This is a genomic window from Alphaproteobacteria bacterium SS10 (genome assembly GCA_019192455.1).
Lineage (GTDB): Bacteria > Pseudomonadota > Alphaproteobacteria > TMED2 > TMED2 > TMED2.
Window position 1 is genome coordinate 997125 of record JAHCML010000003.1, and the last position, 18370, is coordinate 1015494.

At 58.5% G+C, this 18370-nt stretch carries 14 protein-coding genes; 11 read left to right on the forward strand and 3 right to left on the reverse strand.

Translation table 11 applies throughout. The features are described 5' to 3' along the window. The first annotated feature begins 772 nt into the window (after positions 1-772). The 3 genes from KI792_04980 (at position 773) to prfB (ending at position 5917) form a co-directional block, all read left to right on the forward strand. The gene (locus KI792_04980; GenBank protein MBV6632374.1) at positions 773-2026 is read left to right on the forward strand and encodes an N-acetylmuramoyl-L-alanine amidase; all 1254 of its coding nucleotides are present in this window, start codon (positions 773-775) and stop codon (positions 2024-2026) included. Between the two features lie 141 nt (positions 2027-2167). Next, positions 2168-4690 carry a penicillin-binding protein 1A gene (locus tag KI792_04985; GenBank protein ID MBV6632375.1) on the forward strand — a complete coding sequence of 841 codons (2523 nt, stop codon included), beginning with the start codon at positions 2168-2170 and terminating at the stop codon, positions 4688-4690. A 95-nt stretch (positions 4691-4785) separates the two neighbouring features. Further along, positions 4786-5917, forward strand: a protein-coding gene (gene prfB, locus KI792_04990) for a peptide chain release factor 2 (protein MBV6632376.1) whose coding sequence is annotated in 2 segments (ribosomal slippage) — positions 4786-4854 and positions 4856-5917 — 1131 coding nt in all. Because the reading frame shifts where the segments join, the coding sequence is not laid out codon by codon here. Positions 5918-5920: 3 nt separating this feature from the next. Here the strand turns inward: prfB and KI792_04995 are convergent. Next, on the reverse strand, positions 5921-6730 hold the full coding sequence (locus tag KI792_04995) for a hypothetical protein (protein ID MBV6632377.1): 810 nt from the start codon (positions 6728-6730) through the stop codon (positions 5921-5923). 308 nt (positions 6731-7038) lie between these two features. On the opposite strand from KI792_04995, the gene KI792_05000 reads away from it, so the two are divergent. The 5 genes from KI792_05000 to KI792_05020 all read left to right on the forward strand — a co-directional run bounded on the left by KI792_05000 (position 7039) and on the right by KI792_05020 (position 12872). After that, complete coding sequence (locus tag KI792_05000) at positions 7039-7950, forward strand: hypothetical protein (protein ID MBV6632378.1); 912 nt, start codon at positions 7039-7041, stop codon at positions 7948-7950. 155 nt (positions 7951-8105) lie between these two features. Next, positions 8106-9038 carry a hypothetical protein gene (locus KI792_05005; protein MBV6632379.1) on the forward strand — a complete coding sequence of 311 codons (933 nt, stop codon included), beginning with the start codon at positions 8106-8108 and terminating at the stop codon, positions 9036-9038. Between the two features lie 42 nt (positions 9039-9080). Then, positions 9081-10073, forward strand: coding sequence for a hypothetical protein (locus KI792_05010; protein MBV6632380.1), 993 nt, complete (start codon positions 9081-9083; stop codon positions 10071-10073). Positions 10074-10117: 44 nt separating this feature from the next. Continuing rightward, positions 10118-11101 (forward strand): hypothetical protein, encoded by a 984-nt coding sequence (locus KI792_05015; GenBank protein MBV6632381.1) that lies wholly within the window; start codon positions 10118-10120, stop codon positions 11099-11101. A 196-nt stretch (positions 11102-11297) separates the two neighbouring features. Next, a complete protein-coding gene (locus KI792_05020; GenBank protein MBV6632382.1) occupies positions 11298-12872 on the forward strand; it encodes a hypothetical protein in 1575 nt (524 codons plus the stop codon). A gap of 8 nt (positions 12873-12880) precedes the next feature. Here the strand turns inward: KI792_05020 and KI792_05025 are convergent, their stop codons facing one another. Continuing rightward, on the reverse strand, positions 12881-13753 hold the full coding sequence (locus KI792_05025) for a ferritin-like domain-containing protein (GenBank protein MBV6632383.1): 873 nt from the start codon (positions 13751-13753) through the stop codon (positions 12881-12883). Continuing rightward, entirely contained in the window at positions 13753-14541 is a 789-nt protein-coding gene (gene cysQ / locus KI792_05030) for a 3'(2'),5'-bisphosphate nucleotidase CysQ (GenBank protein MBV6632384.1), read from the reverse strand. Before cysQ ends, KI792_05025 begins: the two co-directional genes overlap by 1 nt. Positions 14542-14960: 419 nt before the next feature. On the opposite strand from cysQ, the gene KI792_05035 reads away from it, so the two are divergent. The 3 genes from KI792_05035 to KI792_05045 all read left to right on the forward strand — a co-directional run bounded on the left by KI792_05035 (position 14961) and on the right by KI792_05045 (position 18363). After that, on the forward strand, positions 14961-15185 hold the full coding sequence (locus KI792_05035) for a hypothetical protein (GenBank protein ID MBV6632385.1): 225 nt from the start codon (positions 14961-14963) through the stop codon (positions 15183-15185). Positions 15186-15383: 198 nt separating this feature from the next. Then, a complete protein-coding gene (locus tag KI792_05040) occupies positions 15384-16607 on the forward strand; it encodes an ABC transporter substrate-binding protein (GenBank protein ID MBV6632386.1) in 1224 nt (407 codons plus the stop codon). Between the two features lie 82 nt (positions 16608-16689). Then, positions 16690-18363 (forward strand): ABC transporter permease, encoded by a 1674-nt coding sequence (locus KI792_05045; protein ID MBV6632387.1) that lies wholly within the window; start codon positions 16690-16692, stop codon positions 18361-18363. Positions 18364-18370: the final 7 nt, after the last annotated feature.

An 18370-nucleotide genomic window follows, 5' to 3' on the forward strand; every position in this document is an offset into this window, starting at 1 on the left:
GATAAAGGGGTTGCGTGGGAGTAAAGCTGGATGGGCCACGCGCAGCACAGAGCCGAATGCGCGAGCATTCAGTTTATGTGTTTGGCGATGTGGTGTCGGCAGCATGGGCCTGAAAACCATCATAACAACGCGCGTGGCATCGAATAAGTTATGCAGGTCTTCTGGTGTGTTGGTCTGAAGCTATGCGGTAGGGGTCGCTTTATTCGCGGCCAATCTAACCTTCGCTTCAATAACCGGCTGGCATTGGGCCAGTCGCTATCGATCAATTGTCAGGCTCTCAGCGCAGTATCGCACCTATCAGCCGTGTCAGGCCTGCTACCTGGGTGCCTGGTTCAGGCGCCGTTGGGGCATGGGCCCAATCTTATCTGGTTGCTCTCTAACGGTGGCGGTGGTGTTGCCTCAAACACCCCAAAAAGTCTCAACCGCGATCAACAACCTCTACTCAATCAGACGTTCTCTTGAGTGGTCAGCCCCAAAAATGAGGGCCGTTTCCGAGACATCTGCCTGACCATCGCACCCAAGGCGGCCATTCAGGGCGCCAAATCGGGCGGGTCAGTGCCAAATTCGATAGCGACAAACCTTACCTCGGCTACACACCTGGCAACCTACAGCAATCAAAGTGTCGCAGCGGCACAATAGCGGGTCGGTCACTGCTTAACAATCGCCTTGATGATATTCCGCACGAAAGCTTGATCAACAAGCCACAACCGGCATCATAACGGCAGCGAAACAGCCTGTTTTCAGGCGCTGACACAGGACAACGAAATCAGTTATGGCCGCTGGGGCCCCTCATCAACCGGCTTTTCAAAGCTCTGCAGTGCTTTACGCCCTGCTGGCGATGATGCTTGGCCTGTGGTTGGCGGCCAGCGCCTCCATCGCCCTGGCCACCGAGGCTTTGGGAATCGGTGCCCCCAGATTTGGTGAGCGGGATGGCCAACTTCGCCTGGTTTTGGATTTGCCGAGTGAGCCCAGATACAGCGTCGACATGGCGGATGATCGCCGTGCTGTGTTGATCGAATTCAGCGACGGTATTGGCGAGCCCGGCCGGTTATCCGGTCCAGGGCAGGGGGCGATTGACCAATATGTTTGGCGACGCCTGCCTGACGGCACGTGGCAGATGACACTGCAGGCGGTGCGTCCCATGCGCGTTGCGACCGTATTCACGATCCCGGCTGATACAAACAATCCGCCACGCTTTGTCCTTGATTTGGCACCCGTTCACGACGCTGCGCCAACGGAACCTGCCGCTCCGATAGTCGAGGCAAGTCTGCCACCGGTACCCCAGGTGAAGCCATTTGTGGCGCCACCTGTGCCAATGCCGCCAAGGGCGCTGCCGATGGTCGTATTAGACCCTGGTCATGGCGGTGTGGACCCGGGCGCCGTGGCCGCCAATGGCCTGCTTGAGAAGAATGTGGTGCTCGAGGTTTCCAAGCTTCTAGCCGAGAAGCTGCGGGCAACTGGTGAGTACCGGGTGAAACTGACCCGTGATCAGGATGAGTTCATTGCCCTGCGTGAGCGTGTCTCAAGGGCGCGGCAGGCGGGCGGCACCTTCTTCGTCTCCCTCCACGCTGATGCAAACACGGATCAGAGCGTGCGCGGCGCCTCCGTCTACACCCTGTCTGAGCGGGCATCGGATAAAGAGGCCGCCAGATTGGCGCGGGAAGAGAACCGGTCAGATGCAATCTCTGGCGTTGACCTGAACCAGCAAAGCGATGATGTGGCGAGCATCCTGATTGATCTCGCCATGCGTGAGACGGTGAATGATAGCCGTGGCATCGCCAATATCATGGTGAAGGAAATGCGGGACCGGGATATCCGCGTCCTCCGCCGAACCCACCGATTTGCCGGTTTTGCCGTGCTTAAGGCCGCCGACATGCCGTCAGTTCTTATTGAACTTGGTTATATGTCCAACTCTAAGGATGTGCAGTTGCTGCAAACCCGGGATTATCGCGATCGGATCACCGATGCATTGGTGGCGGGGATCGATCGTTACTTCGAAACCTTGCCCCAGGTGGCGGAGAATTGAAGCGTCAGGCCATTGGCGATCCGTCATAATGGACCAAATGCCCACTGCCACATTCATGCTCGATATGCGCATTAAGACGGGGTATTGGCATCCGCTTTCCGGTTTAATGCCGCGTAGATTGAACAACGCCCGCAAAGAGCGATGAAACTTCTTGGTAAACTGCTGCTGACCTTTTTTGCCCTTGGCGTTCTCGGCGTCATTGTTGCGGGTGGCATCTTGCTGTTTGCCTTGTACCGCTTTGGCGCCGGTCTGCCAGACTTCAGCCAGCTCGCCAGTTATGAGCCGCCAGTGGTGACCCGGGTCCACGCCGGTGATGGCCAGTTGTTGGAAGAGTTCGCCCGGCAAAAGCGTGTGTTTGTGCCTGTTGAGGCGATGCCGCCGCAGTTGGTCAACGCCTTCGTTGCCGCCGAAGACCAGGACTTCTTCAATCATATCGGCATCGATTTCCGCGGCATCCTGCGCGCCGCCATGAACAACGCAAAATCAATCGGCACTGGCCGCCGGCCAGAGGGTGCCTCGACGATCACCCAGCAGGTGGCGAAAAACTTCCTTCTGACCAATGAGGTTAGCATTGAGCGGAAGGCAAAAGAGGCCATCCTCGCAATCCGGATTGAGCGGGTGTTCTCAAAGGATCAGATCCTTGAGCTGTATCTAAACGAAATCTATCTGGGCCGTGGCTCCTATGGTGTCGCCGCCGCCGCGCTTAACTATTTCGATAAAGCGTTAGATGAGTTGAACCTCGCTGAGATTGCGTATCTCGCGGCCCTGCCCAAGGCACCTAATAACTATCACCCAACCCGGAAGACTGAGGCGGCAATCGCCCGACGGAACTACGTCATCACGCGGATGGAAGAGGATGGTTACGTGAAGGTGGCGGATGCCATCGGTGCAAAAAACCAGTCACTGGATGTGGTGCCACGCCGGGGTGAGGAATATGTCGAGGCTGGGCACTTCACTGAGGAAGTTCGGCGTCGCTTGTTCGAACGGTTTGGCGAAGATGCCCTCTATGATGGTGGCCTGTCCGTTCGCACGACGCTCGAGCCCGCTATGCAGCGCATGGCAACTGCGGCCTTGCGCGATGGGTTGGAAGCTTATGATCGTCGCCATGGTTGGCGGGGGGCATTAACCCAGTTTGAGGATATGGCCGATTGGGCCAAACAGCTTGATGAGTTGGAGCCGCATCTGGGGCGGCCCGAATGGCGCTATGCCGTTGTGCTGACCAGCGGTGAGCAGCAGGCCGAGATCGGTATGACCGGTGGCCAGCGTGCCGTTATCCCATTCGACGGCATGAGCTGGGCGCGTCCTTGGTTACCCGATCAACGCTTTGGTGACCGGCCAACACGGGTGGATCAGGTGCTGAGCGTTGGCGACGTTGTACTGGTCGCGCCGTTTGTGCCGGAGGAGGCTGAAAAGCCAATCGCTGGCCAATTTGCCTTGAAACAGATTCCGGATATTGAAGGTGGGCTCGTTGCCCTTGACCCCCATACCGGTCGGGTCCTGGCCCTTGAGGGCGGCTTCAACTTCGACGATAGCCAGTTTAACCGGGTGACCCAGGCCAATCGGCAGCCAGGCTCCGCGTTTAAGCCCTTTGTCTATCTCTCAGCGCTAGAGCGGGGGCTAACCCCGGCCACGCTGATTAATGATGCCCCGATCGTGTTTGACCAGGGCCCGGGCTTGGGACTGTGGAAGCCACAGAATTACAGCCGTGAGTTCTATGGCCCAACGCCATTGCGGGTGGGAATTGAGAAGTCACGCAATGTGATGACGGTCCGGATTGCCCAATATGTGGGGCCTGAGCAGATCGATGAGACGGCTAAACGTTTTGGCATCGATCTGGGCATTCAGCCAACCTTGTCCCTATCCCTGGGTGCTGGTGAGGTGACCTTGATCGAACTGGCCACCGCCTATGGCATGCTGGCCAATGGCGGCAAGTGGATTGAGCCAAGCCTGATCGACCAAGTACAGGACCGCGAGGGCGCAACGATTTGGCGTCATGACCCGCGCGCTTGCGATGATTGCGATGGGTTACTTTGGGAAGATGGCCTGGGTGTTCCGACCCTACCGGACGGCCGTCGCCAGGTCGCCGATACCCGCCGCGTTTATCAAATGGTCCATGTGATGGAGGGCACGATTGAGCGCGGGACAGCCCGGCGCCTTCGCAGCCTAGGTGCACCAATTGCTGGCAAGACCGGCACCACGAATGAGGGGCGGGATACCTGGTTTATGGGCTTTACCCCTGACTTGGTTGTCGGCGTGTTTGTTGGCTTTGATGAGCCTAAGCCACTGGGCCGCCGTGAAACCGGCAGTAGCGTTGCCGCCCCGATCTTCAAAGACTTCTTTGAGCGGATGAAAGAGGCCGGGCAGCTGCCTGCCATTCCATTCCGTGCCCCGGACGGTGTTCGCCTCACCCGCATTGATGCGAGCACGGGCACCCGTGCTAGTGGCGCTGGCGCAGGCACGCTGTGGGAGGCGTTTATTCCCGGCACTGAACCCGATGTTGTGCCGATCATCCTGGGTAATGACAACAAGCTGGTAAAGCGTGCGCTGACCAGCAGCGGTGGCGGTACTGGCGGCGTGCCGGGCACTGTTGTCACTGATCCGTCCGCACCAGCACCGGTGGGCGACCCGGCCACAATCGGCAGCGGGACCGGCGGGCTATACTGATCAATCTTGAGGCTTGGCAACGGTCGGTTGGGTGCTTAAACCCAAGGCCAGATCGATTGCTGGGCAATCCATAATCGCGTTAAGGGAAAACGACTATGCGCGCCGAAATTCAAGCGGTGGTGGAGGCTGTTGAAGCGTCCATGGCACTGCTGAGGAGGCATCTTTGACTGGGATGTCGCCGTCAAACGCCTTGAGGAGCTAAACGCCCTCGCCGAAGACCCAGAGCTTTGGAATAATCCCGACAACGCGCAGAAAATCATGCGTGAGCGGACCAGCCTAGAGGACCGCATCAACACCTTCCGCTCGCTTGAGAGTGATCTCAACGACAATCGCGACATCTTGGAGCTCGCCGAGGCTGAAGGCGATCAAGATGTGGTCGATGAGGCTGAGAAGGCCCTGCTGGGCCTAGAAGAGCGGGCGCGCAAACTCGAGCTTGAGAGCCTACTGTCCGGTGAGGCTGACAGCAATGACTGCTATCTGGAGATCAATTCCGGCGCCGGTGGCACCGAGGCGCAGGATTGGGTGCAGATTATGCTGCGCATGTATCTGCGTTGGGCGGATAGCCGGGGGTTCAAGACCGATGTGCTGGATGAGAGTGCGGGCGAGGAAGCCGGCCTCAAATCCGTCACCGTCCAGATCAAGGGGCATAATGCCTATGGCTGGATGAAGACCGAGAGCGGCGTGCACCGCCTGGTCCGCATCTCGCCCTTCGACAGTAACGCCCGCCGACACACCAGCTTTGCCGCCGTTCAGATATCGCCGGTGATTGACGACACGATCGAGATTGAGATCGCCGAGAGTGATTTGAAGATCGATACCTACCGTGCCTCCGGCGCCGGTGGTCAGCACGTTAACACCACAGATAGTGCTGTTCGCATCACCCACGTGCCGACCAACACCGTAGTGGCCTGCCAGCAGGAACGCTCCCAGCATAAGAACCGCGATAAGGCGATGAAGATGCTGCGCGCGAAAATGTATGAGCAAGAGCTGCAGCGCCGGGAGGATGCCGCCGCTGCCGAGAACGCCGAGAAGAGCGATATCGGTTGGGGCCACCAAATCCGCTCTTATGTCTTGCAGCCTTATCAGCTGATCAAGGATCTGCGGACCGGGGTGGAGAAGGGGAATGCCCAGGCAGTGCTCGATGGCGACATCGATGATTATCTGCAGGCGGCATTAGCCTCTCGCATTCACGGCGACAAAGGCGAAGAATCAGCGTCAAGCGCCTGATGTTTATTGGGCTTTCGGGCCCGGCCCTTCGGGCTTCATCGTGCCGATAACCGATGGGTTGAAGAACTTATCGGCTGCCTTGTTATTGCGCAGTCGTTCGCCCGTTTCCTCAACATAGAAGCCGCCGCCAAGGGTGCGCAGGATCGCATCCTGGGCTGCAGTGTCCCATTCATATGAGAGGCGGTGGCGATAATCGCCTTTAACGCCCCGGATCACATCGACATAGGACATGCAGCCAGTTTTGTACTGGGGCAGGTCGCTGCCATCGGGTGCCGTTTCCAAGCCGGGCCTCAGAATAATATCGGGGCCGCCTGCCAGTGACAGGACCGGCGTCTCCATATCTGTATTGGCAAAATCATCGCCATTCACAGGTTCATGAACCACACCCAGAACAGGCTCCCCATCTAAGACCAGGGCGATATTCACGGTGTACCAATTCACACCGCGCTTGCCCTCGACGAAGTTCTTAGTGCCATCGATTGGGTCGGTGATGAAAAAATTGCCAGAGCTAGTGTCTGGCACATTGCCAGCCTCCACACTCTCTTCACCGACAAAGCCAGTATCGGCGGGGAGTATGTCCTTAAATTCTTCCATCACGGTCTCCAACCGCTCACGGATAAGCACCTCGGATGCCCTATCGGCAGAGGTCACGACCGAGCCGTCGGATTTTTCAAACACCTCAATCCCGGTGGCCTTCATCTGCTCAACTAATAGGCCTGCATCCCGGGCAACATCGCGCATGGCGCGTGACAAGGCTTGAAGGCGGGGTTTGGGCAGATTGGTGCTGTTCGCACGGCTCAAATCGTCCGGCATTGGTGCTTCTTTCTCTTAAATCGAATGGTGCGATGCAGCAGAAATAGCAGGGTTTTTGCGCCAGAGCGACAGCAAACACTAGAAATAGGTCAACAGTGCTGCCCAAAAAACCGTCAAATTTTAAGAAAAATCGATATTGCTAAAAAAATGCGCATTTAGGGCTGGTCTATTTCACGGAAGAGTCATAAACCGGCCAACGTTAAGCATGGGTGCCATGCATATTTCGCCGGTTGCTCTCCCCAAAAGCTCCGCAACCGGAAGGCAGATCAGACGGGAAAACCGTTCTGAGAAATAAGGAGTAACTTCCAATGGTCGCCAATACCCCCGCGGCTCGCAGTGTCGAGCCGACCGCAGAACGTCGTCCCGATCCCCGCCAACGCCGCCGCCTTTCAGGTCCTGCTAGGGCCCTGATGGCTAGCCTTGCAACAGCCCCTGTTGCAGTTGCTGGCGCTGCCAGTGCCCATGAAGCCGCGTTCCAGGAGTTCACCTCCGGTAACCGTGCTGCGGTTCACCTAGTGCAAGCTGGTCCAAATGATGCAGCCCCACAGGCCACCGCACCAGCGCGTGCCGCTGATCGTGGTTTTGCCTGCATCACCGTTGCCAGTGAAACTGCCCCACGCGGCGCCATTCTCTTCGCAGCCCCTCAGGGCGCGCAGATGGCACTTGTTCCAACTGAAGCCCCCGGTACCCATCCCACCGGGCCAGCGCAACTTGATTGCGGCCCAATCGAGGCTTTCGAAGCGCAAGTTCGTACCAACACCGAAGCATTTGTTGCTGATGTTGCTGCATTTATCCGCGAAACTTCTGACCAGCTGAACATGCCTCAGCTGCAGCAGCTCGCAGATCACCTTGAGAGCGATGGCTTCACCGCCAGTCTTCCAAGCGCGCATCAGAATACGGCAACCGCCTTCAACCTGACCATGGATGCTGCCCGCGGCGTTTATGGTGAAGACGTTGATAGCCACATCTCGCCAGAGCGGACCGGCGCCTTGATCCGTGAGTATCAGAAAGTTGGGGTCGAAAATCAGATCCTGGCTGGTGCTTCCGGCCTGGTGAACCGTGTTCAGCGTCAGCTCGATGCTGCTAGCGCCCCAGCGCCGCAGGGTGATGCCCCAGTTGAGGGTCAAGATATCAACTTCGATCCTGGCTCTATTCAAGAGTGGCGCGGTCGCAATGTCCGGCCCGTCAATGACGGCCCAGAACGCGGCATGAAGATCTAAGGCTGATCAAATCGTTGGCCCGGGGAGTTTGGGAAAGCTCACCGGGCCAACCCATTAACAACAATCGATCGGGCCAGTTGGCCCAGGCAGTCTAAGCCCCCGGCTGCATGACCTTCGTCGAACCATTCTCACACGAGTAGAGAGGACGTATCGCCATGGTTAGCAAACTTGCACCTGCTCATCAGGACGCAACTGGGACGCGTGCCGCCAATTCAAATAGCCGCCGTGCCCGCCGATTGGTTCAGGCATTAGCGGCAGGTCTAGCCGCAAGCCCGGCCGCTGCATCGCCCGCTGATGTGGTCGAAGCGTTAAATGCCCCCCAGGCGCGGGTGATTCAGGTTCAATCGACTGACGGCGCAACACCCCCAGCAGCCACTGTACCGGGCGAAGCACAAACACCAGGGCAGGCGGGTATTGCCTGCATCAGCATGACCAGCCCCAGCCATGCGATTGGTGCCTTTGTCGGTGTGACCCGCGACAGCATCACGGTTCGTCCGATGATCACCGCTGGTCCCGGTGTAGCACCAGAGGCGCCAGAGGGACTTAACTGCACAAGCTTTGAAGAATTCGAAACCGCAGCCCATGGGCGGCTGACCTCCTTCGTTAATGATACCGCCGACTTCATTGAAGGGATTGAGCGGCAGCTTGGTCTGCCAAGTGGGCCGACCGCGCCGATGCGTGACCCAAACTTTGTTGCCGATCCTGAGAATGCCTACGTCCAAACAACGGCCGTGTTTCGGTATGTGCTGAGCTATGTGATGCAGCGGGTTGGTGAGCAGAATTTCAATTCTGTGGTCAGCCGGAGCGCCCATGAGGCCCTTGCTGCTCGCCATGTAGAAACTGGCAACGAGCTGCTGATGCTACAGCAGCTTCGTGGCGCCATGCCCCAGCTTCAGGAACAGCTGGATAGTGGCACCCTGGACGCCAATGACGGGCGCCGACCGGTCATCATCCCCGATGCCAACGCTATTCCAATTCGGTTCGAGTCCGGTCCCGACAGCGCCCGGGTGAAAGCCGCCCGTGATGCATCGCTTCGGGTTGAGGCACCGCGCCCAGAGCGCGACCGCACCGCCGTTTTTCAAATTTAGTCAGTCAAATCATTCAGTCGATTAGCCCTCAAGGATTTCATGATGGTCAGCAACACCCCAGCCCACGCAAAGATCGAACCGCTGCCGGGGGGGTCTGACGATCAGCGCAGCCGACGTATGCGCCAAGGCGCACAGGGAATCATGGCCGCGGTGGCGGCAGCACCAGTCGGCGGTGCCGTATCGGCAGAAGAAGCAGCATTCGAGATTTTCACTGGTCCGCAAGCTACCGCGGCCCAGTTTGAGCCAATCCTGGTTCAGGCCCAAACCACGGGGCCGGGTGCGGTGGCCGCGGCCGAGGAGCCTGAAGAGGTTGAACGTCCGTCCGTTGGTGCAACCGGATCGGCCTATATTACCATCGCCCGCAACAACACGGGCAGCATGTCGAATGATGAAGAGCTGGTTGGCGCAGTTATGGTGCTGCTGCCCGATGATGCCCATGCCGTTGCCGTCGATGTGCCGCGTCCTGGCGCTCTGCCAGAATGCCCAGATGATGCCCAGTGCTTCACCCCGCTTGGATACGTTCAACACGTTCAAGCCCGGGTCGCTGAGCTGGGGCAAATGACGGCCGCGTTCATGCGCCCGATCGAGGCAGCACTCGGCCAGACTGAGGGGCCGTCTGCACTGCTTGAGCGGGATAAGTTCGGTGAGAACTCCATCGCTGATTTTGGGACCGCGCGACGTTGGTTTGAACAGACCATGATCAATGCCGAGCGCGGCCTGGAAGCGGAGGCGTTTGCAGCGTCGGTGGATGCCTCACAGCTTCAAGCTATTCAGCAGATGCAGGAAGAGATTGGTGTTGAGCTACAGATGCTGGGCGTCCTGCGCGGCGGCATTCACCAACTTCAGTTCCAGCTGGACGCCGGGATGCTGGTCCCGGAAGGCCGCATGCCAGCGCCTCAGCCTGAGGGCGATCCAATCCGCCTTGAATCCGGTCCAGAGAGTGAGCATGCGACGCAGGTTCGAGAGGCATCACTGCGGGAAGAGCCAGCTGCCCCAGCCCCGGTTGCAACCCACCGACGGACAATGGCCGCGTAACTCTTAGCCTTTCAATGGGCCTGAACGCTCAAGAGGATTTCATTATGGTTTCTACCCATTCCCCAGCCGCCCATGACGACGCAAAACAGCGCCGGATGAGCCAAGGCGCCCGCGCAATCATGGCGGCCGTCGCGGCAATGCCAGCCGCTGGTTCCGTCAGCGCGCAAGAGGCTGCGTTTCAGGTATTCACGGGCCCACAAACCCATATTGCGCAGGCTGATGGTGCGACGGGTTCAACTGGTCCTGATGCTGTCGTGCCAGTTGTGGATGCCAGCGGTGCAGAAGCCGAGGCAGTAACCAGCATACCAACACCGGGTGAACAACGCGGCGTCTGCATTACCGTGCCCAGCAGCGAAAACGCCGTTGGCGGCATCATGACCGTCACCCTGCGTCAGAGCTTTACCCGCGTCGTCGAAACCTCAGCCCCGGGTGTGTTGCCTGAGGGGAATGACGATGAGAATTGCATGACCGCGGATGAGTTCCGCATGGCGGTTGATGAGCGGACCAACCAGTTTGTTCAAGACACCACTGATTTTCTGATCGATGTCACGAAAAAGGTTGGTTGGGACAGCTCCAGCCTCGAGCCCATGAAGACGCCTGCCTTTATGGAGCAGCAGGGCCTTGTGGGCGCACATGAATTCGTTGGTCAGGTGTTTAACCGCGTCATGGGTGCGGTTCAGCGAAGCGCCGGCCAGGTCATGTTCTCCTTCATCGTTGATGATCAAGAGAGCGATGCGCTGATCCAGCGCTATCTGAACCTCGATGCAGAGTTGAAGGTCCTCGGCACAATGGAAGCGGCGCTGCCACGGGTTCAACAGGGGCTAGATGATGGCAGTATGGTCCCTCTGTTCACCGGCCCGGGAGTTGAGGTTCCAAACCCAGGTGATCGGGTACGCTTCGAATCTGGCCCAGATGCACGTCAGCCGGTGGCAGAGACCGCTGCTGCCAACGCTGCGGTCGATGACCGGCGTCAGCCCGCCGCGGCCTTGGATGAGCGCCGACCAGCCTGGCCAGGGGCACGGGTTTAATCCGAAAGTCCCCCTGAAATTATCTAACGCAAAGGCGTAACGATCTTGCGAATGCCCAGGGCATTGGGGTTTCGGATCGGCGCTTTCATAAAAGATTCATAGACCGGATTGAGCGAGCAAGCGCTCGTATCAAGAATATCTTCCACAGTCATTGAGCATGGCTGCTGAGGAGCGTGAGCGGAAAAGGACCGTCGCCATGGCTGACAATAACAAAGCAACCCAAGCACCAGCCCAAACCGGACAGAGCCGCTTTAGTCGCCTTCGCCAGAGTGCACTGTTAGCTTCCGCAATGGCAGTGCCGCTGCCTGCGGTCGGGCAAGAGGCTGTGCTTAATGAAGTCCGCCAACCGGTCGCCCCGGTTGTGACCCTGGCCCAGGCAACCATTCCGCGCGCAGATTTGGACATTGGCTCGGCTGGTAAGGCCTGCGTGACCTATGCCTCACCAGAGGTGCCACGTGGCGCGCTGATCATGTTCGACGTGAATAGCGGTCCCAATCGTCCTGAAATCGTTCCAATGATGCTGACCGAGATCGGTCTGCTGCCATCCATGGGGCAGGAGCGGTATTGCGACACGATCCAGAACTTCCGCGCCGATGCTGAGCAACGCTCAATCGAGCTAGGCCGCGATATCGCCCAGCTGGTTCGGCAAGCTGCCGAGGCGACTGGCAAGCCAGAACTCGCCCAAGGTGTTGAGATCCTTGAGGATCAAGACTTTGCCAGAAACTTGTTCCCCCTGACCAATACGGCGGAATCCATGTTCCTGCGCGCAGCACGGGCCCATCCGGCGATTTGGCAGGATCCAGTCGGTCAGACGATCAAGGATCGCGGCATCGCCAGCAAGAAGGCTGCCTTCATTATTGAGAGCACCGAAAACCTGCTGCCTGTTCTGGAAGCGCATTTTGTCGACCCAGAGGCCAATCCATTCCCAGGCCTGCCAGCACCACAACCGCAGGGCATCCCGATCAATTTCAACATGGATGTTGATGATAAGCCTGGTGTATGGGCCGCCCAGAACGCCGTGTTTGATGCCAGTGTTCAGGCACCTCTAACCTTGGCGCAAGTGACAGAGCCGGCGCCAAAGACCCCGGGTGAGCGCGGCTATGTTTGCGCAACCTATGCATCCAGTATTCATCCGGTTGGCGGCATCATCGTTGCCAATGTCGGTATGAGTGCACATGGCCTTCGCAATGTGGAGAGCCCAGGCCAGCACCCCGTTACTGAAGGTGACGTGCTAGCGGGCGAACTTGAATGTGAAACCATTGATGATTTCCTAGCTGGTGTTGAAGCGCGCGCGGAACAGTTTGGCCGCGACATGGCGTCGTTAGCCCGACGGGTTGCTGAGGGTGTTGGGCAGCCCGACGTTGCCGCTGGTGTTGAGCGTTTGGAAGCTGAAGGCTTTGGATCTGATCTCTCAGAGGCTAGTCGCCTAACCCGTGAGTACTTTGATCGTATCGTTGCGGCAGCTGAGGGCGTTGATCCGTCTCGCTTGCAGGAAATTGTTCCGCCAGAAGAGATGCAGGCGATCATGCAGCGCGGTCAGCAGGGCGATACAGAGTTGAACCTGGCCCGCAATGCGCGTGCCCAGCTTGCCAATTTGGAAGCACAGTTTGGACCACGTGTTCAGGGCGTGCCAGCGGGTGTGCCAATTCGTTGGCAGTCAGGCCCGGATGCCGTGATTGAGCGTGAGGCACGGGTTGAGCCGCAGGGGGTGGACCGGACTACCACCGCATCCAACGATCAAGGCTACCGCCCGCGCAGCCTGACCGCTTAAGCTTGAGGTTAGGCGACATTTGTCTTCTTCGGCTCGTCGGCCAGGGGCTCGTACATTTCAGGGGCCATGCCAGCCTTTAACCGCGAGAGCGTATTGAATGGCCGCTTGATCTGGCCTCGGAAATACTTCCGCACCAGGGTTTGCCAGGTAGGGATCGTCTCGTCCCCCCGTTGTGCGCAGACGTAATCAAACCAACGCCAGCCAATCGCCACATGATTGATCTCATCATCATGGACGATCTGCAGCAGCCGCGCGCTATCAGCGTCATCATGGCGGTGCAGGCTATCGATCATGCTTGGCGTGACGTCTAGGCCGCGTGCCTCCAGCACCATTGGCACGATGGCGAGCCGTGCGGCGATATCGTGGGCCGTATCCATGCTGCTTTCCCACAAGCCGTCATGGGCAGGCAAATCACCGTAAGCAGTTCCCAGATCCTTTAACCTGGTTTGCAGTAGGCGGTGGTGCCGCGCTTCATCCGCCGCGACCATCACCCAATCATTAAAGAAGGCGCGGGTGAGGGGGAGTTCATCGGCGGCCTCGCCCCGCTCTTGGCCTGGTACATCGCGGTGCGGGGAAAAACGGGCGATTACATCCCACGCAAGGTCGATGGCGTTCAGCTCAATATGGGCGAGGGCGTGAAGCAGAGCGGCGCGGCCAGCGACGCTGTTCGCCTTACTACGCTTTGGCATCGCTGATGGGGCGCGCAGCTCTGGTTTAACTAGCCGCGCTGGCCGATCCGGTGGCGCGGCCTCTCCAATCAGGGTAATCTCACCATCCCGCCAGGCGGTGGCGGCTGCCTGGCTAATCGCGATCTTGTCCATTGGATCGGCTGCGTTAAGCGCCGCCATGGCCGCATCGCAAAGTGTTTCGTAGGCTGCCATCAGCCGCCTAGCCATTCGGCTGGGCCAACACCGCCCCAAGCGATGAAGCCATCGTTCAGGAACTTGCGATCCGCCTTGGCATAGGGGAATAGGCCGCCATCGGTGCTGGTTACGACACCGCCAGCGCCCTCAAGGATCGCTTGACCAGCAGCGGTATCCCATTCGCAGGTATTGCCGAAGCGTGGATAGATATCGGCGCGCCCGGCGGCCACTTCACAGAATTTCAGCGACGAACTGCGGGCGACAAAGCTGCCAACCTCACGGCCATTCATGAACTTCTCCAGCGCTTCTGGATTCCCGTGATTTCGACTGCCCAGGATGCGGAGTTTGCCGAGATCTGGCGTCACCACCTCAATCGGTGTGTCAGCGCCATTGCCCCGACGCTCAAACGCCGTACCAACACCGCAGGCTCCATATTCTTCATCAATCGCCGGGGCATAAATGACGCCCATCACCGGACGGCCATCAAGCACAAGGGCGATGTTCACGGTGAACTCACCCAGCCCTTTGATGAAATCCTTGGTGCCATCCAGCGGGTCAACCAGCCAGAACTGGCCGCCACTGATGTCTGGCAGGCTGCCACCATCGCTCGCTTCCTCGCCAATCACTGGCACATCCGGCGTCAGTTGGCGAAGCAGGGGGGTGATCAGCGCTTCGGCTTCCCGATCCGCAATGGTGACCGGACTACCATCACCCTTAGCGATCACCTCATCCATGCCGTCCGGTTGGTAATATTCCATGATCACCTCGCCCGCCTGTTTGGCGATCTCCCGGATTGGGGAGAGCATGTCATCAAGCGGGGGAAGGCCAATCGGCGCGATGGGTTGGGTTGTCATGGTGATTTGCCGGGGTTAGGGCGGTGTTGAATTGGCGGCACCCTCGCGCATTCGCCCGGTCGGCTCAAGCAGCCATTTGTCCAAGTCTGGAAATTCTTCAAGAAGCGCAGTTTTCCTGGCTTCTAGGCGGCATCTTATTGCTGCCTAAATTCTGTGTTTCCCTTGCCACACTTGATTGTTGCGGCGTTTTGGATCAAAAGCACCGCCAACAACGTAGTGGAAGAAAGAGTGCTGACGGGCGGTCCAATAATGATTGGCCTGCCGGACCGATAAAACCCGCTGAATTTGTTGCTTTCATCTGTTCAGTGGAAAAACACCACCAAGTAGGCAGTGCTGAGACGCACCGCCATTGATGACGAAGCGAGACGACGATGAACTTTAGTGCTTTGACCGGGGTCAGCAACCTCGACGATCGCCGCCGCCAAATGGCTGAGCGCGATTTTGATAAGGCTGCCGAAGAAGTCCTCAACCGTGACAACCTCACGGCTGAGCAGATGATTGAGCTGTTCGATGAGGATGGCTACCTCGGCACCGCCATGAGGCAGATGCTGCTGTCACCGAAAATGTCCGGTGATGATTTGGATGAGGCCGCGTAAGCGCCACTTAAAGATTTACGGTGAAAGCCGGTCCTTATGGGCCGGCTTTTTTTCGTTTTGGCCCCTCGCTTGCCCCGTGGACCTGTGGATCAGTTGGAAAGATGTGATGAGCCGTGACCATGGCCATACTTGCCCCGGCGGACATGAGGCCATATCACGGAACGCTCGTTTGCTACTGCTTGCCTTAAGGAAGCCCCTATGCGCCTTTCGCACCTGCTTGCGGCACTCCCGCTGTTCTTTGTTACGTCGTTTTCTGCTCCAGCCCTGGCTGATGAACCCCAGCCCAGTGACTGGCCAGCTGTAGAGGCGGCTGCGGAAGGTCAGACGGTTTACTGGAATGCATGGGGCGGTGAGGGGCGCATCAATGACTACATCGCCTGGGTTGGTGAGCAGGTTAAGGCGCGTTATGGCGTCACCCTTGAGCATGTGAAGCTGTCTGACACCGCAGAGGCGGTAAGCCGTGTCCTGGCAGAGAAGCAGGCCGGTCGCGATACCGGCGGTGCCGTCGACCTTATCTGGATCAATGGCGAGAACTTTGCTGCGATGAAGCGCCAGGATCTGCTGTTCGGCCCATGGTCGGAAGAGATGCCAAACTACACCCTGGTTGATACCGAGGGGAAACCAACAACCCGCACCGATTTCACCGTGCCGGTTGATGGGTTGGAGGCGCCCTGGGGTATGGCCCAGATCGTCTTCTACTACGATACCGAGCGCCTGCCAGAGCCGCCAACCACGGTTGATGCGCTGCTCACATTTGCAGCTCAGAATCCCGGTCGCTTCACCTATCCACAGCCACCGGATTTCCTGGGCTCAACCTTCTTGAAGCAAGTGCTCTACGCCACCATTGATGACACGGATCGGTTGCTTCAACCGGTGGATGAGGCACGCCTCGACGCTGATCTTGAGGGTATGTGGCAATACCTGAACAAGCTGCACCCGGTGATGTGGCGTGAGGGTAAGGTCTTCCCACAGGGTGGCCCGGCGCAACGCCAGCTTATGGCCGATGGGGAGATTGATGTGGCGGTGTCCTTCAGCCCCTCTGAAGCCAGCACGGCCATCGCCAATTTCGAACTGCCCGACACGGTGCGGACTTTCGTTTTTGACCGGGGCACGATTGGTAACACCCACTTTGTTGCGATTCCATACAACGCTGCCCATAAGGCCGGCGCCATGGTTGTTGCCAACTTCCTGATGTCGCCAGAGGCCCAACTGCGTAAGCAGGACCCGGAGGTTTGGGGCGATGGCACGGTCCTGAACATGGACGCAATCAGCGTTGAGCAACGCGCCGGTTTCGATGCGCTTGAGCTTGGCATTGCGACCCTTGGCCCAGCCGAGCTCGGCACCCCATTACTTGAGCCACATCCAAGCTGGATGGAGCGGATTGAGGATGAATGGGTCCGCCGCTATGGAACTGGCCAGTAGGCGGTAACGCCCCGTGCCCACAATCACCGCCAGCGCTTCTAGGCAGTGTCTAAGACTGTTTCCCGTACTGACCCTGATCCTGATGATCGGGCCGCTGGTGGCCGGTCTAATTGGTACCGTTTTGCCAGCCTTTGGCTATCTCCCGGCCTTGGGTGGTGACAGTGTCTCTCTGGCGCCCTGGCGGGAGTTGTTGGGCAGCCCTGGTATCGGTCGATCGGTCTGGTTATCGGTCAGCACCGGGTTCGGCGCGACTGTTATCTCGCTGACCATCGTCACATTGTTCTGTGCCGCCTGGCACGGCACGCATTGGTTCAGCCGCATGCAGCGGCTGCTGTCACCGTTACTATCGGTGCCACATGTTTCTGTCGCCTTTGGTATTGCGTTTCTGATCGCACCCAGCGGTTGGTTGATGCGGGCCATCTCGCCAGAACTGACGGGCCTAACCAGGCCACCGGATATCACCATCATCAATGACCCCTATGGCCTATCCTTGATGCTGGGCCTGGTGGTGAAGGAGGTGCCGTTTCTCCTGCTGATGACCATTGCTGCCTTAGGCCAGGTGCAGGCCGATCAAACCAGACTAGTAACCGCCACCTTCGGCTATGGCCGAATGACCGGTTGGCTAAAGGGAACCTTCCCGCGCATCTATGCCCAGATAAGGCTGCCGGTGCTGGCGGTTCTGGCCTTTTCAATGTCCGTGGTTGATGTCGCCTTGGTTCTGGGACCAACAACGCCGCCGACACTGTCGGTCCAGTTGCTGCGCTGGATGAATGATGCCGATTTAGAGATGCGGTTCCTGGCCTCGGCGGGCGCCATTTTACAGCTAGCATTGGTAGCGGCTGGGCTTGCCCTTTGGGTGTTGGGTGAGCGTCTGGTCGCTTGGCTTGGTCAGTATTGGCTTAGCTGTGGCGCCAGGGGGCTTGGTGATATGCCTATGCGCCTGTTCATTGGTGGCACCATGGTTGTTGTCTCGGGGGCCGTGATCTTTGGCTTGGTTGGCATGGCCGTTTGGTCCTTTGCTGGGCTCTGGCGTTTTCCCGATTTTCTGCCCGATAGCTGGAGCCTTCGAATTTGGATGCGGCAGAGCGACGGCCTGTTTGAACTCACCCTCGACACGGCAATCCTGGCCATCGCGGCAACGCTAATTGCGGTGGTTATGGTGATGGGTTGCTTGGAGCGGGAAGGGGCAGGCAAGGGACAGCAGCCACGGGGTACAGATGCAAGAGCCCAGGCTAAGGTGATGTGGTTGATCTATCTGCCGCTTCTCGTGCCACAGATTGCATTTCTGTTCGGGCTACAGGTACTGCTGATTTCCATTGGGCTGGATCAGTTATGGATCGCCCTGGTTTGGGCCCATCTGGTGTTTGTCTTGCCCTATCTGTTTCTCTCGCTTGGCGATGCCTACCGCAGCTGGGACGAACGCTATGCGCGTACCGGCCTGTGCCTGGGCAAATCCGCCTTTGCAATCTGGCTGCGGGTAAAGGTGCCGATGTTGCTGCCACCCATCCTGATCGCGATGGCGGTTGGCTTCGCTGTCAGTATCGGTCAGTACCTGCCGACATTTCTGGTTGGTGGTGGGCGCTTCGCAACCCTTACGACAGAGGCCGTGACGCTGGCCGCTGGTGGTGATCGGCGCGTCATTGGTGCCGTCACATTGTTGCAGATGATCTTGCCCACGATTGGCTTCATCCTGGCCATGTTGATCCCGGCTGTATTGTTCCGCCGTCGCCTCGGCATGACGGTCAATCGGATCTAGGTGGGGC